Annotated in this window: 9 protein-coding genes and 1 pseudogene; 4 read left to right on the top strand and 6 right to left on the bottom strand. The window is 69.0% G+C overall.

The features are described from left to right. Positions 1-3 precede the first annotated feature (3 nt). Together OV079_RS49255 and OV079_RS49250 are read right to left on the bottom strand one after the other, a co-directional pair. Positions 4-4,647 carry an RHS repeat-associated core domain-containing protein gene (locus tag OV079_RS49255; RefSeq protein ID WP_267777277.1) on the bottom strand — a complete coding sequence of 1,548 codons (4,644 nt, stop codon included), beginning with the start codon at positions 4,645-4,647 and terminating at the stop codon, positions 4-6. Then, a complete protein-coding gene (locus OV079_RS49250) occupies positions 4,641-5,522 on the bottom strand; it encodes a tetratricopeptide repeat protein (RefSeq protein WP_267777275.1) in 882 nt (293 codons plus the stop codon). The genes OV079_RS49255 and OV079_RS49250 overlap by 7 nt, the downstream gene beginning before the upstream one ends. A 91-nt stretch (positions 5,523-5,613) precedes the next feature. On the opposite strand from OV079_RS49250, the gene OV079_RS49245 reads away from it, so the two are divergent. Then, positions 5,614-5,844, top strand: coding sequence for a hypothetical protein (locus tag OV079_RS49245; protein WP_267777274.1), 231 nt, complete (start codon positions 5,614-5,616; stop codon positions 5,842-5,844). Here the strand turns inward: OV079_RS49245 and OV079_RS49240 are convergent. From OV079_RS49240 to OV079_RS49225, 4 genes and pseudogenes are all read right to left on the bottom strand, one after another. Continuing rightward, complete coding sequence (locus OV079_RS49240) at positions 5,837-7,411, bottom strand: type VI secretion system Vgr family protein (protein WP_267777272.1); 1,575 nt, start codon at positions 7,409-7,411, stop codon at positions 5,837-5,839. The two genes, OV079_RS49245 and OV079_RS49240, sit on opposite strands and share 8 nt — an antisense overlap. A gap of 65 nt (positions 7,412-7,476) precedes the next feature. Next, a pseudogene (locus tag OV079_RS59950) lies at positions 7,477-8,088 on the bottom strand (contractile injection system protein, VgrG/Pvc8 family); the annotation flags it as partial. A gap of 182 nt (positions 8,089-8,270) precedes the next feature. Continuing rightward, positions 8,271-8,984 (bottom strand): hypothetical protein, encoded by a 714-nt coding sequence (locus OV079_RS49230; protein ID WP_267777270.1) that lies wholly within the window; start codon positions 8,982-8,984, stop codon positions 8,271-8,273. Then, complete coding sequence (locus OV079_RS49225; RefSeq protein ID WP_267777268.1) at positions 8,971-9,675, bottom strand: Crp/Fnr family transcriptional regulator; 705 nt, start codon at positions 9,673-9,675, stop codon at positions 8,971-8,973. Before OV079_RS49225 ends, OV079_RS49230 begins: the two co-directional genes overlap by 14 nt. Positions 9,676-9,808: 133 nt before the next feature. Here OV079_RS49225 and OV079_RS49220 point away from each other — a divergent pair, with 133 nt between their 5' ends. The 3 genes from OV079_RS49220 (at position 9,809) to OV079_RS59945 (ending at position 14,170) form a co-directional block, all read left to right on the top strand. Next, positions 9,809-10,228, top strand: a complete 420-nt coding sequence (locus OV079_RS49220) for a MerR family transcriptional regulator (RefSeq protein ID WP_267777265.1) — start codon at positions 9,809-9,811, stop codon at positions 10,226-10,228. Positions 10,229-11,778: 1,550 nt separating this feature from the next. Further along, positions 11,779-13,098 (top strand): hypothetical protein, encoded by a 1,320-nt coding sequence (locus OV079_RS49215; RefSeq protein ID WP_267777263.1) that lies wholly within the window; start codon positions 11,779-11,781, stop codon positions 13,096-13,098. 856 nt (positions 13,099-13,954) lie between these two features. Continuing rightward, positions 13,955-14,170, top strand: a complete 216-nt coding sequence (locus tag OV079_RS59945; RefSeq protein WP_420829467.1) for a helix-turn-helix domain-containing protein — start codon at positions 13,955-13,957, stop codon at positions 14,168-14,170. Positions 14,171-14,253 lie beyond the last annotated feature (83 nt).

Genomic DNA, 14,253 nt, shown 5'->3' with positions numbered 1-14,253 from the left:
GGATCATACCTTTCCACAGCCAGCCTGCCGCACCGTGCGCGACCGGCGGTTCTTCTCACTCATCCAGTCGTTGTCGGACACCCTCGGCACCTCCATGTGCTTGGGGTGGTAGAGCGATATTCCGGTCTTGCCGCGACCACCGTCCAGATTCTTGAAGAGGTCCTTGAACTTCGCGTCGTCGACCTCAATGGCGAACCAGTGGGTGTGCTTGTCCCTGGAGATCCCCGTGCGGTGCAGTTCCCTCGTCTGCGACGGGTCGAACTTGCTGGTGACGTAGAACCCGTAGGGGCGGCCGCCCGGCGGCCACGAGGCATTGAACTTCCAAATCCCCTTGCCCCCCGAGCTCTGGATGCTCTTGAAGCCCGCCTCGTTCGTGTAGTGGTAGACAATGATGAGGCCGAGGGGGTCGAACCAGCTCAGCGGGTCGGGAACGTACTGGTAGAAGTTGAGGCCGGCAGCCAGACCGAGCGGGTCCTGGCTGATGTACTGGCCCGCGTCGGGGTCGTAGTAGCGGAAGCGGTTGTAGTAGAGACCGGTCTCGGTATCCTCGTACTGGCCGGGGTAGCGGAACGGGCAGAAGTGGCGGGCGCCCTCGACTTCCTGGAAGCGGCCGCGGATGTCGAGCTCGGCGGACCACACGAGGCGGCCGAGGGTGTTGAAGGCGGCAATCGGGGTGCCGAGGTGATCGGCGATCAGGCTGGCGGCGTCGCGCTCGCGCGAGGACAGGCGCGCGACGGGCGTGAAGGTGTCGGGCTCGAAGATCCAGGTGAGCACCTCGGGGTCAGTCGGGCGCGGCGGTCGGTAGTCGAGAGAGTACGGCGAGACGCGTGAGAGTCGCTGCTCCTCCTCGGGGTCGGGCGGGCTCAGGGCGGCCAGGTCGCTGGCGTCCAGCGGGACGGTCCACTCGTGGATCGGGACGTCGCCGTCCCAGATCCAGCGCGTATGCCGGCCTCGGAAGGTCTTGCTGACGCGGCGGCCGAGGGCGTCGTAGACGAAGGCGACGCGCTCGCCGTCGGGCCGGCGGACCTCGGCGAGGTTGCCGTTCGCGGTCCAGCGGTAGGTCCAGACGCCGCCGTCCTTGTCTGTCTTTTTGAGCAGGTTGCCCTCGCGGTCGTACTCGAAGGTCATGCCGTCGGCGGCGAGGAGTTGACCGGCCGGGCCGTAGGTTCGGCTCTGACGCTCGTAGTCGTGAAAGAGGTTGCCGGCGGCGTCCGGAAGCCGCAGGTCGACGTGTCCTTGCGGATAGGTCGCCGAAACCAGGTAGCCGCGCTCGTCGTGCTCGTATTCGACAGGGCCGCGGTAGATGTCGTCGACGCGGCGCAGGCGCGCGCTGGGGCTCCAGGTGTGCCGGCGCCGGTGGTGCGCGAACGTCCGCGGGGCAGCGCCGAGCCGCGCCGGGGTGACGTGCTGGATGGTGTGCTCGATGGGCAAGCCGAGCTGGTCGCGGCGCCAATGCGAGCTGATGCCGCCGGGCAGTTCGCGCCGCGCCTCGAGTCCGCCTGGTTCGCGCTCGAAGTCGGCCGGCCACGCGCGCTCGCCAGACTCGAGCCGCGTGACGGCGCCCATCGCGTCGCGCGAGATCTGGACGAGCGCGCCGAGCGAAGAGCGCAGGCGACGGCGCTCGCCGTCCGCGCCGAAGGTCTGCATGACCCAGTGTTCGCCCTGGCACTCGTGGACGACGCGGCCGAGCGCGTCGCGCTCGAAGCGGACGACGACCGGCTCGGCCTCGCGTTCCTGATGCACGGCCTCGAGCATGGCACCGTCGGCCCGGTAGGTGAAGGTGTCGCTGCTGCCGTCCGAGTGAAAGACTGCCGTGAGCTGGCCTGCGGCGTCGTAGGCGTGGACGGTGCGCAGGCCGCTGGCGCGGAAGACCTCGGTGACACGGCCTGCCAGGTCGCGCTGGTAGAGGCGGCGTATGCCGTCGAAGCCGTACTCGGCCTTGATGTCACCGCAGGGATCGAGCTCGAAGCGGTAGACGGCGCCGGCCTCGTTGATGATCGAGAGCAGGCGCTCCTCTGTGTCGTAGGTGTAGCGGATGGTGGTGCCGGCCTCGGTGCGCGTGGCGAGGCGGCCCATGCCGACGTAGGTCATCCGGACCTCGCGGTGCTGGTCGCGCATCCGCAGGATGTTGCCCTCGGGGTCGTAATCCAAGACGCGGCGGTCGGCGTCGGGAAGCTCGACGGCGACGATGCGGCCGATGAGGTCGTAGCGGCGACGCTCGATGTTGCCGCGGAGGTCGGTCAGCTCGATGGGGCGCCCGCGGCGATCGTGGGCCCACTTCTGCGCGGTGCCGTCGGGGAGGTGCGCGCGGATGAGGTCGCCCGCGGGGTTATGGACGAGGCGGAGGACGCGGCCCGCGGGATCGGCGACGGACGCGAGGTGCAGGCCCTCGTAGACGTAGGTGATCGTCTGGCCCAGCGGGTCAGTGCGCGTGACGAGGCGTTGCTTGTGGTCGTAGGTGTAGCGCCAGCGGCCGCCGAGGGCGTCGATGGTGGCGATCGGAAGGCCGGCGGCGGTGTACTCGACGCGGAGTTCGGCGCCGTCGGGGCCGAGCATGCAGATGCAGTTGCCGCGCGCGTCGTACTCGTAGCGGGTCGCGTGGCCGAGCGGGTCGATGTCGGCGACCTTGCGCAGGTGCTCGTCGTACTCGAAGCGGGTCACGCCGCCGCGCGGGTCGGTGATCTGCACGACCTCGCCGCGTCCGCCGGCGGCGTAGATCGTCGACTCCTTGCAGGAGTTCGTGACGACGGTGACGCGGCGCTCCTTGTCATAGACGAGGGTATGATGATAGATTCCACCGTCGCCCCAGGTGTGGATGCAGGCGGCCTCTGGGTCCGGGCCCTCGTACTCGAAGTGGAAGCTGAGCCCGGTGCGGAGCGTGTGGCGGACGAGACGGTGGTGGTGATAGGCGTAGCGGGTGGCGTGGCCGAGCGCGTCGATGACCTCGACGAGGTCGCCCTCGGGCGAATGGCGGTACTCGACCTGACGGACCAGGTCCTCGTGGTCGGGGTGCGGCGCGAAGACGCGGTGCAGACGCGAGGCTCGATCGTAGGTGAAGCGGAACTCGCGGCCGGCGCTGTCGCGAACTCCGGTGAGGCGCGCGCGGTCGTCGTACTCGCAGGTGATCGTGTGACCGGCGAGCGTGCGGATGGCGATCAGGCGCGCATGGCCGCGCTCGGGCGACGTGTCCCCGGGGACAGGCGCGAAATCGTGGGTGCGGCCGGCGGCGTCCTCGATGGTGTAGCGGCCCGTTCCGTCGCCTGCGAGGGTCAGGCGGTTGTGAGGGTCGAACCGGCGGAGCGGCCGGTCGAGTCGGGTGCCACGCGGGAGCTCGAAGCAGATCTCGCGGCCGTCCTCGGCGCGGTAGATGATCTGGTGGTTCTCGAGCCAGACGGCCTGGTCGAGGCTGTGCGACCAGCCGTGGCCGATCACAGAGTCCCGGGCGCTCCAGGTGGAGCTGTAGTTGCGCTCGAAGCCGAAGGCGAGCGGGCCGGTCAGCTCGAAGTCGACGTCAGCGGTGATCATGCGGCCGGCGATCACGTCGACTGGGTGGCCAGTGAGGAAGCAGAAGCCCTTGTGCAGGGCGTTGCTGATCCGGCCGGGCTTGAAATTGCGGTTCGCCCAGGCGTGCAGCTTGTCGGCGAGGTTGCGGTTGCGGATCTTGGCCTTGAGGCCGCGGGCGAGCTTGCCGAGCGCGTTCAAGGACACGCGCCAGGGCGGCATCGGGAAGCCGCCGATCTGCACGTTGGACGAGCCGCTGATGATCGCGCCGAAGCAGGGCGGCGTGCCGGGGTCCTTGCCCATGACGAGGCGGGCCGCGAGCGCTACGGCGTCGGCGGCGGTCTGCGCGGCCTGCATGCTCGCGGAGAGGGCCTGGCCGGCGCTGACCTCGGCCATCGCGGCGGCCATCGCGGTGTCGCCCGCGGCCGCGTACTCGCGGCTCTCCTGCTCGCTCTGCGCCGACTGCTGGCGCTGGACCACGGTCGCAGCGGCGCCGAGCGCGAGCGGGAGGCTGGCCATCGCACCGGAAACGACCTTCGCGGCGACGCCGGGCGGCGGAGTTGGCGGCGCGGGAGGCTGGCAATGCCGGGTGATGTCGAGCATTCGCGCCGCACGGGCACCGCCGATGAACACCTTGCTCGATCCGGTCATGACCTCGAACGGCGGCGCGAGCGAGCCGCAGGTGATCGACATGCCGAGGTCACCAGCCCGCGCCGCGGGGACGCCGTTGATGAGTACGGAAGTGCAGCCGCCGAGCATCACCGGGCCGAGGCTCGGGAGCGGCGTCGGCATGGCAGGTGGGTGCGAGTGCAGGTGCGGCGTTCCGAGGTGAAGCGAGGTCAGCGTCGCGGCGGGCAATGGGGGGACAACGCTTGCGAGCGGCGCTGTGGTGATGGCGAAGCCGGTGTTGACGAGATCGAGCGGTGTTTGAAGCGCCGCGAGGCCGCCGCCGATCAGCCGGGTGGCCGTGGCGAGCGGGCTCTCGTTCGCGCGCTGCTGTTTCTCGGCTTCCGTCTCCGGCGACTTGAACGGGGAGGCCTTCTCGGCAAGGACGCTCTTCAGGGTGCTCTCGAGGATCCTGCCCGTGCCGTCCGCCGGGATGGATGCCGCCGGCCCGGGGCGGACCTTGCCGCTGACGATCAGCATGGCCGGACCTCCGGCAGGCGCGTGTGGACGACCTGCCCTTCGAGCTGCCCATGGTGGACCGCGAGACGGGCCAGGAGGCTGTGCAGGCGCTTTGGGTAGGTGATCGCGCGGCAGAGCTCCGCTGCCCGGGTCCAGATTTGTACGGCCCCGGCTTCGTCGCGCTGCGCCAGGCGGCACGCCCCGAGCGACTCCTGGACGTCGGCTCGGATGTGCGGACGCAGCAGCGCGTCGGCAAGCGCATCGGCGAGCCGATAGGCGCCCTCGGCATCGGCGAACCGCTGCAGGGACATGCAGGTGTCGGCGAGGGCGACAGCGATTTGCAAAGTCACAGGGAACCCCTGGGTCGGGGCGATCTTGAGGAGCGCTGTCTCGTAGGTCAGGCGGGCGGCGGACAGGTTATTGCGGGCCCGCAGGATGTCGGCCACGCCCGCGAGCGCGAGGGCCTCGAGAGGGCCGTTCTGTGCGAGTGCGTAGAATTTCGCGCAACCGCGGAACTTCTGCTCGGCGTCTGCCAGGCGGCCGTGGCCGAAGTCGAGGTAGGCGAGCTCCATCAGCGCCCGGACCCGGGCCTCGGCCGGGCTCTCCGGGTTCTGGGCGGTGAGGGTCGCGGAGGCGACGTCGTCCCCGGCCGGGAGTTCGAGGCGGTACGCAAGGACATGTTCGTCGGGCCACGATTGTGCGAACTCGAAGATCCCCGTCGGGGCGTGGTCGACGCGGAGCACGATACGGACGCGAGGATCGTGCGCGGCGCACAGGAGCGGCTCAGCGAGCTCCGCCGCGAAGTCGGGCGGCATCTCGGACAGGATCAGCGACCAGACGAGCCGATGATCGCCTCGGGGGAGCAAGCCGAGAATGTGGGCGATGAGCGCCTGCATGCGCCTCGCCGGCGCGCCCGCGAGGGGCGGTAACGCCGGGAGCGCGGCGCCCGGGCCGAGCTGCTCGGCGAGGCTCGCCCGCTGGAGCGCCATGTTCTCGGCCACACTGTCGACAAACGCGGCGGCGGTGGCACCGCTGCCGGTGAAGGTGAGGAAGAGGTCGGACTCCGAGCGCTCGTCGAGGTGGGTGAGGCTGGGCGACGTGAAGGGCCTCAACGTCGTTGCAGGCGACGACGAGCACGCCCGGCAGGTCGCGTTCGACGAATGCGCTGACGACGAATTCGAGTTCGGCGAGGGCGGGCTGCATGATGACCTCAGTTGAGCTTGATCATCGCGCCGCAGATCTCGTGAGTGCCGATCGCTGCGCTGGTGATCTTGGGAGAGGAGACGGTGATGCCGGCGGGCTCGATCGTGACGCTGCTCGCCCCGACGGTGAGCACGATCTTCTCGAGGGCGGTGAGACGCAGGGTCGCGCCGCTGATGTCGACGGTCTGCGGGCTCGAGAGGCGGACCTCGTTCGGCGCGCTGATTTCGACCCTGGTCGTGTCCGAGCTCAGGGCGACGTCGGTGTGGCCCTGGAGCGTGAGGGACTCGGTCTCGGCGACGATCTGGGCCTGGTTGTGTGCGGCGACCGCGATGTTGCTCGCGGTCGAGACGAGCACCACGGTGTCATTGCCGACGACCTCGACCTTGCTCGCCACCGACTCGATCTTGATGTCCTTTTGGACAGTCGCCGTGTAGGTGCCGGCCTGTACGGCGAGAGTGTAGTCGCCGGCCTCAACCGTGACTGCGCGGTCGCCGTGGATGGTGGTCGTACACTTTCCGGCGGCGATGGTCGTGGTCGCGTCGCCCTTCTCGACGATGAGAGCGCGGTTGCCCGCGACGGTGATCGCTTGATTGCCGCCGATCGAGACGTGCTGGTCGGCGCCGATGCTGAAGTTCTGGTGACGGCCCACCGTGCGGGCGTTATCGTGGAGGACGACCTCGTTGAGATCACGCTGGGCGTGGAGGAACAGCTCCTCACTGCCCCTGGCGTCCTCGAAGCGCAGTTCATTAAAGCCGCCGCCGCCCAGGGTGCTCTCGGACTTGAGGGTGCTGCGCGTCTTCTGGTCGGGCAGCGGATACGGGGGGCGGTGGAGGCCGTTGTAGACGCAGCCCGTGACGAGCGGGCGATCGGGGTCGCCGTCGATGAACTCGACGAGGACCTCCATGCCGACGCGCGGCAGGAACAGGCCGCCCCAGCCTGCCCCGGCCGCGACCTGGGCGACGCGGATCCAGCACGACGCGGTGTCGTCCGGTGGCGAGCGGCGATCCCAGTGAAAGCGCACCTTGATCCGGCCGTGTTCGTCGGTGTGGATCTCCTCGCCCGCGGGGCCGACGACGATCGCGGTGTGCGGGCCGAATACGCGCGGGCGCGGCGGGGCGAGCTGGGCGCGGAACGGGGTCGTGCGGGGGATGCACTCGAAGGTGTTGGTGTAGCGGGACGAGCGCGCGGCGTCGGGCGCTCGCTGCTCCTCGTCGGGAGCGTCGCCGCGGTGGGTGACGCGGACGAGCAGGTATTCACCGTCGAGGTCGGGACGCTCGAGGCCGTGCAGGGCGACGACGTGACCGGGGAGCATCTCGACGACGTCGCTCTCGCCCCGGCCGCAGCCTCTCCGCACTCCGTGCTCATCGAGCGCGAGGAGGGCTCGCCTTGCGCCTTCGTCGCGGTGCATGCGGCGCTCGTCATGCTCGAAGTGGCCACGGGCCCTGCCGCGGATGTCCTGGCCGTCGCGCGAGCGCTCGACAGGGACTCCCTCGGTGGTCTGCCAGTCCCAGTCGCGCAGGGTGACCGCGGTGGTACCGAGACAGGCTTGCCAGTCGAACGACGCGGTGTCTGGCAGTGGCACGTACCGGTATGTCGCGCCACGAAGGGCACCGCCGGGAGCGCGTGGACCAACTCCGGGGCGCTGGTGGTCGAGGCGACGATGACGAGGGCCTCGGTGGACTCGCCCGGCGCGTGCGTGAAGTAGTAGACGAGCCCTTCCTCGTGCATGAGACGCGCGGCGAAGTCGAGGTCACTCTCGCGGTACTGGACGCAATACTCGCGGGTAGCGAGATCGGCCGCATCGAGCCGCATTTCAAGAGCGCACCCGAGCTCGCGGAGGGGCACCAGCAGAACCTCGCGGAGGATCTGCGCGGCCGTCTTGTCCTGCCAAAACCGAGTATCGGACTGCTGGGACAGGAGCGCGAGCGCAGGCCCGACCTCGACCCAGACGCGAAGATGGCCGGAGGTGATGCCGAGCATCCGCACGCGCGTGATGAGTCCGTGAACGACGCGGCCATCGGCACCGCGGTGGATCTCGAGGGTGCAGCGAGCGCCGAGGAGCTGACCGGGGTCGGCGCTGATGATCGAGGTGAGGAGCTCGAGCGATAGCTTGTACGGCTGCGAGAGCTGCTCATCGAGCTCGAACGATCGCACCCGCCAGTCGACAAGTGGGCCATCGTCACATAGGAAGCCGAACGTGGCCGAGGCGAGCGGGGCCTGTCCGATTGCGAATCGTGGGTCTGTCCGGAGTAGCTGCATACAGGTCACGAACGATTCGAGAGAGAGTGCGCGGCGGCGCGCGGGGTCGTGGGGTTATCCGCGGAGGTGCAAGCCGCGGGCCGGGAACAGATTGTTGTCTCGGGGGAACTCGACGGGGGCCTGGGATCCAACCATGGTTGGTGTCGCAACCACGGTTGGCGTCGGACCTTGGGCCGGGGGGGTCAGGCGGCTCGAAGTTGCGCGAGCAGGGGCGCGGCCTCGGCGTCGGTGAGCGGGTGGACCGGGAGGGTGCGGAAGAGCCTCTCGAGCTCACCGCTGCAGGACGGCGTGGGATCGGTCGCGGGTGCGATGTCAGCTGTAGAGATCGAGCCGTCAGCGATGGCGAGGCCGAGTCTGCTGCCACAGGTGCATGGATTACCGGGATCGAAATGCTCGCAGTGAGGCCCAAGGCTCTGCTCGATCGGCCGACGGGCCCTGACCCGGAGAACCGTGAGGTTGCCAGGTTTGGTCTGGAGAATTCGTCCGACCGACTCGTCGGACAGGCCGAGGACGTGTCGAAGGACGAAGGCGCAGCGCGGTGTCTCGGCGACCGAGCGGAGGACGGCAGTGAAACAGATCCGCCGCATGGCGCCAACAAGGGCGGCGGAGCGGGCCGGGTCTGCGGAGAGCTCGGGCGGTAGCTCGCGCGTCTGCTCGCCGTTCCACACGGCGGGGAGCGCCTCGGCGATCGGCCGGGAGCGGGCGCCGGGGGCCCGGCCAATCGCGTCGCGGACGAGACGGAGGAGCGTGTCGATGTCGACCAGGCGCTCGAGGTCCGAAGCGCTCTCGATGGCGCGCCGGAGGGCCGCGAGCGCGGCGGCTCGGCTGCCAAGGACGTACACGGCGAAGGTCAGAGCGTGGTCGAGCGCGGCGCGCTGTGGATCAGTTGAGCTCATGCTGCACCTCCTGAGGGTGAAGAAGGCGGGCCACTGCGTCGGGGTCGATGATGTGCGCGTGGCCGTCGCTTCCGATCACGCCCGCGTCCGCGAGGGTCTCGATGACGTCGTACATGGTGATCCGCGAAGTGCCGACGTAGTCCGCGAGCTCGGCCATCGAGAGGGCCGGCGCGATCTGGAGGCGACCCGTGCGGTGCGGGTGCGGGCTGGCGAGTTCAAGCAGGGCGCTGGCGGTGCGCTCGACGAGCGGGGCGCGGAGCCGGAGGACGATGCGGGCCTCCGCGCTGCGGAGCCTCCCGCCGATGAGCACGTACAGGCGCTCGCGGAACTTCCGGTCGGCGTTCATGACGCGGGCGATGACAGGCCGCGGGAACGCGAGCAGCTTCGATGGGAGCGAGGCCTCGGCGAAGGCCGCTCGCGGCATGTCTATGAGGACGCATTCCTCGCCGAAGCACTGTCGGGCGCCGTGGTAGCCGAGGGTGATGCCGCCGCGAGGCGTGGGCTGGTAGCGCCGCACGCGGCCACCGACGACGGCGTACAGCCGGTCGGCTACGTCGCCGGGCGCGTAAACGGGCGCGCCGCGTTCGAGCTCGAGGCACTCGGCCGCGTCGGCGAGCTGCCGCAAGCGACAGGGGTGGAGGTCGGCGAAGAGCGGCTGCTTTCGCAGGTACCAGAGGAGCGGGTCGGTCATGGGAACTCCGCGGGTAGGCACGGCCCGTAGGACAATCGAGAGCGATATTGAACGCGTCCATGAGGCATCTTTCTTGTCTCAAAATAGGAACCATTAGAGACCACAATTTTCTCCCGTCAAGGACTTTCTGATCTTGTTGGGCGGCTCCCCGCGCGCTATCTTGCGCGTGGGGATGTACGAGGACTCGTGGAAGCCGAAGCTGGTCCCGAAGGACTGGGTCCTCGTGGAGGAGCTCTCCGAGGTCGCTGGCGTCGACCGCAAGTCGCTGCTCGAGTGGGGCCGAGCTGGCCTCCTACCCCGGCCGCAGAGCAGCCGCGGCCGCGGGATCGTCTCGAAGTGGCCCAGGATCGCGCTCGAGCTGGCGAAGGTCGTCCGCAAGTACCGCGAGCAGGGCTTCGGCCTGCTCGAGATCCGGCCCTACCTCATCAAGGCGTTCGGCGAGCGGATCCTTGAGGTGCTACCCGAACCGACGATCCCGACTCGCAAGCGGGGGCGGAAGACCTCCACGCCCACCGGTTCATCGGTTCCTGGGCAGGATGATCCCACTCGCTGACTCCATTGCCGTTTCGTCGGCTGGTCGTCCCGACCAGGGCACTTCCCCCGAGCCCTTGCGCCCTTGCCTGAGTGCGAGGTTGCTTTGAAAAGGTCATCGGATGTTGAGTATCTGTCTTGTCGGTCTGCCTTGCAGCGAAGCTGACCCAGGCGGGGATTCTGGCGCCACTGCGACGACAACCTTGTCCTCGGGGGTCACAACGGGCACGGAGACTGGCGCGGAGACCGGAACCGACTGTACCCCGGGTTAGGCGGGCTGCGCATGCGTGGGTGGCGATCGATGCCTCGCAGGGCTGACCTGTATCCGAGGTCTCCGTCGAGGGGGTTGATCCGAATTACGTCGTCTGTCTCGACCGGATCCCGCGCCCCGTCGAGTCGCCGGTACAGGCGCTCCTCGGCGGAATAACTGCCCGCAAGCCCGAGCGCTCGCGCCGCAGCAGTGGTAGTTGCCCCGGGCGGGCTCCGTCGGCGTGCAGGAGCTCGGTGCCTCAAGGACGATCAAGGTCATCGACTGGGGTCTCTGTAAGTATCTGGACTTTTTTAGCAAAATCCCCCCCAGAGCCAGGCACGCCTCCAGCTTCGTGCCTTATGACGCCAATCGGCGCCCGTTCGATTCAGAGGTCTGTCCGCCGGGGCGGCGCGTTCGGCGGCCCGGACGGGGTCCGTCAATCGGGGGTAGTCGAAGCAGTTCCCCTGCAGCCGCTCACAGTCGAGCTCGTCGTTCACCGACCACTCGGACTTATCGAGGAGGTTACCGCCGCGCTTGGGCTCTGTAGGTTCCAGTGAAACCGCGCGAAACCATTTCGGCCGAGAACGAGGTCCTGGCCGCGGCTACGTCCTCGTCCTCCGAGTGAGGGTGCCGCTCGTCCGCGCCCCATCGACGCGCTGGCGTCGAGCGTTAACCTCGCAGAATCCACCGAATTTCGAGGTCGTCACCGCGGCGTCCTGCAGGTCACCGCGGCGCGGCGCGGCTCGCGGCAGGTTTTTTCAGTCCTCTGCAGTGCTGCCGTGTCGAAGCTCCCGGCGAGCTCACAACAAGGTCGTCGGGGCCGGTTCGGTCGCTGCCCCGGCCTCTATCCCGCGTCAGGCTGCCCTCAAGCCCGCACGCGCCCCAAGCTTACCACCGGCGCTGTCGAGCACGTGCTTCGCAAGCGGATCGGGGCAGTCGGCATGGAGGGTCTGCTCCGCGACGACGGCCCTGGCGCCGCCGTACATACAAGCGGATCACGTGGAGCACTTGCGCGGCGGCGGCCCGCGGGTTCCGGCAGGTCTTGCCTCCCCATGACGAGGACGGACTGGTGCAGGATGCGGTCAGCCGCGGCGCTGGCGAAGGGCCGCGGCAGCAGCGCGGGGCCCGAGCATCGCGCTCGAAGACATCCGCAGGCCGGCGACGCGGAAAGGGCTGGCCTGCTGGCACACCTCGCCACACTGGGCCCGCTCGACTGTCTCGGGCCCACAGCACGCCAGCTCTTCCGCGACATCCTGCGCGCGAATTTCCCACGAGCCGACTGTTGCCGTCGCTCGTTCCTCGCCTGCGTGTACGCCCTCCTGTTGGCGACGGCAGTCCTGCTCGAGCGCGGGTACTTCCTCGCGGCCCCGTACCCAAGCGCCGCACGCGAGATCGCGGCGGGTTTCGACGCCGCCGTCGCGCTCGACGCCGCCGAGGCCGACGCGGTCGCCCCCGATGATACCCCGTCGACTGCCCGCCGGATCCCCGCCCTGGGCGACGCTCTCATCGCGGCCTCGAGCGCCCGCTTCGCCGACGCCGCGCGGATGCTCGCGGCGTTCGCCATCGCCGAGCCGCACGCGCGCGAGGCCGGATGGGCGCTGCGGCGGTCATACCAATTCTGGCGAGCGCTCGGCCGCGACGACGAGGCGCGGGGGGTTCTCGCCGCGTACGAATCGACGCAGGCGCGCCGCGAGCCACGGGCGGCCGCGCTCTTCTTCTGGCAACGAGGCGCGGAGCTCGCGGACGACTCGCAGCGAGCCGAGCATGCCCGCCGGTACCTCGCCGAGCACGCGGCGCACGGACCCCGCGACCTGCGGATCATCGCCGAGTCCGAGCTCGCCGCGGTGCTGTGGCGACGCTCTTGCGCGAGCGCGCGGTATGGCCTGTGCGTCGACGTCGCGGTCGTGCGCCGCGACAAAATCAGGTGCGGACCGGCCAAGGTCGAGCTGATCGTGCCGCGGGCGCGGAACCGCGAGCTCCTCGGCGCCGCGCTGGACCACGCCGCCGCGGCGCTCCGCGCTGGCGAGCGCCTCGACCTCGGCGAGGTTGCCCCGTGGCGCCGCGGCGCCCTGCGGTCCGCGCTCGGGCAGGCCGCGACGATGGTCGCCGACGAGGCGATCGAACGGCTGATCGCGCTCGAGTTCCCGGCCGACCTCGGCTTCTTCGTCGAGGAGTGGAAGCACGTGTCCGGCGTCGCGCGCTGGGAGGCCGAGTACCGCGAGCAGGTCCGCCGCCGCGAGCGGTCGGAGCGGCTGTTCCGGCGGTACTGGCGGCAGTACGGGGCGCGTCTCGAGCTCGCGCAAGAGCACACGCTCGCGGTCGCCGGGCACAGCAGCGGCCCGGCGATCATGGCGGTGTCGCTGCACTTCGCGGTCGCGCTGGCGAAGGTGCAGGACGACCGCAGGTACAAGGTCGACGTCCCCGCCAAGCTCGCGGGCGACTCTCCCTTCGTGTATTGCGACGGAGACCTCGAGCAGCCGCTCTTCGAGGAGGTGCTCGCGCTGCTCTCTGGATGCGCCCGGATGGCCGGCGCGAGCGGTCACTTCACACCCGAGATCGGCGCATGCTTCGACGGCCTCGGCATCTATGACCCCGACCTCGACGATCCGCCGCTCGCCGAGTTTCATGGACCGCTCGGCTGACACCTCAAGTCCCCCACGCGCCGCGCCGGTCCAGTGTTGCCTGTTCGCGCCCCCTTGAAGAGAGAAGGAGGAAGTTCCTGCCCAAGGGCGCGCGAGGCTGTCAGGCTGTCCGCGCGCCACGCGCTCATCGAGATAGCCCGACTTCTGCTGCTTGGGCGCCCGAATTGACGACGGACAACCTCGGCGATCGACCTTGTCCAGGGTGTCGCTTGGATTGTCGTCGCAGCGGATCGGTTGCCGGCCTCGGGAGGCTCGGTCTGCCGAGTTTTGGGAGCCACGAACTACCGATAAGCGGGGGCTCGATGTTGGTCGCTGTACCGCCGAGCTTGGAGAAGGCCGCCTCTTGCGGTCAGCTGCAGGTCTCGCTGGTGTTGTTCGCTCCGGCGTCGTCGTAGCGGATCAGCCGCCGGCCTCGGCGGGCTCGTTTGCGGCTGCCGGCCCGAACGAACTACTACAGCGGCAGCTCGGTGTTGGCTCGGATTGTCGCCGCTCGCCTCCCGGCAGATGGCCCGCCGGCATCGGCGCGCTCGGGTTACTGCTCCGCGACAGCGACGAGCTACTCACAAGCGCCAGACGGGTGTTCGGTGCATTCATTGTCCTGATCCGATGCCGATACACACTGATCACAAGAGTGTGGGCTCGAGGGAGGACAAGCAAATAACAGTTGACATTCTTCCTCAGCCTGCGCATACGTGACCCGCGGTGTCTTGTGTCCGCATCTGAGTCACCTGCGCTGGTCGCGTCGCTCTCCATAGCGAGGTTCCTGGCCTTTGTCGGACTTTGATCGCGGCCTGAGCTGGCGACGTGCTTCACGTCGTCGTTGCGAAAGATAGGCGCGAAGCAGAAGCATAGGAGGATGAGTATGTCGCAGGACAACACCGGGAACCTTCCCCCCATCATGACCTTGCAGGAGGCTGCGGATGCTTGCCGCCTCCACCACACGACTTTGCGGAAAGCGATCCGTGAGGGCCGACTGCTCGCCTCCAGGCCCACTGGGCGGGACCTCCGCATCACATCCTCGGCCATTGCGCAATGGCTCGAGACCACCTCCACCACCCTCCCGAAGCGCTGAAACCCGAGCATGTCGACGAACAGAAGCAACTCGTATGTCGCCGGCTCGGTTCCCAGCATCCGCAACGGGCCGGATTCTTTGAA

The sequence above is a fragment of the Nannocystis pusilla genome (genome assembly GCF_026626665.1).
Taxonomy (GTDB): Bacteria; Myxococcota_A; Polyangia; order Nannocystales; family Nannocystaceae; genus Nannocystis; species Nannocystis pusilla.
The sequence above is the reverse complement of the archived record's forward strand: the minus strand, read 5'-3'. Positions and strand labels throughout refer to the sequence as shown.

What these genes read in the sequence shown, in the direction of transcription:
- OV079_RS49245 (WP_267777274.1), top strand. Translation starts at nt 5,614, where the DNA reads ATGTTCTCGGCCACACTGTCGACAAACGCGGCGGCGGTGGCACCGCTG.
- OV079_RS49225 (WP_267777268.1), bottom strand. Translation starts at nt 9,675, where the DNA reads ATGACCGACCCGCTCCTCTGGTACCTGCGAAAGCAGCCGCTCTTCGCC.
- OV079_RS49250 (WP_267777275.1), bottom strand. Translation starts at nt 5,522, where the DNA reads ATGCAGGCGCTCATCGCCCACATTCTCGGCTTGCTCCCCCGAGGCGAT.
- OV079_RS49230 (WP_267777270.1), bottom strand. Translation starts at nt 8,984, where the DNA reads ATGAGCTCAACTGATCCACAGCGCGCCGCGCTCGACCACGCTCTGACC.
- OV079_RS49255 (WP_267777277.1), bottom strand. Translation starts at nt 4,647, where the DNA reads ATGCTGATCGTCAGCGGCAAGGTCCGCCCCGGGCCGGCGGCATCCATC.
- OV079_RS59945 (WP_420829467.1), top strand. Translation starts at nt 13,955, where the DNA reads ATGAGTATGTCGCAGGACAACACCGGGAACCTTCCCCCCATCATGACC.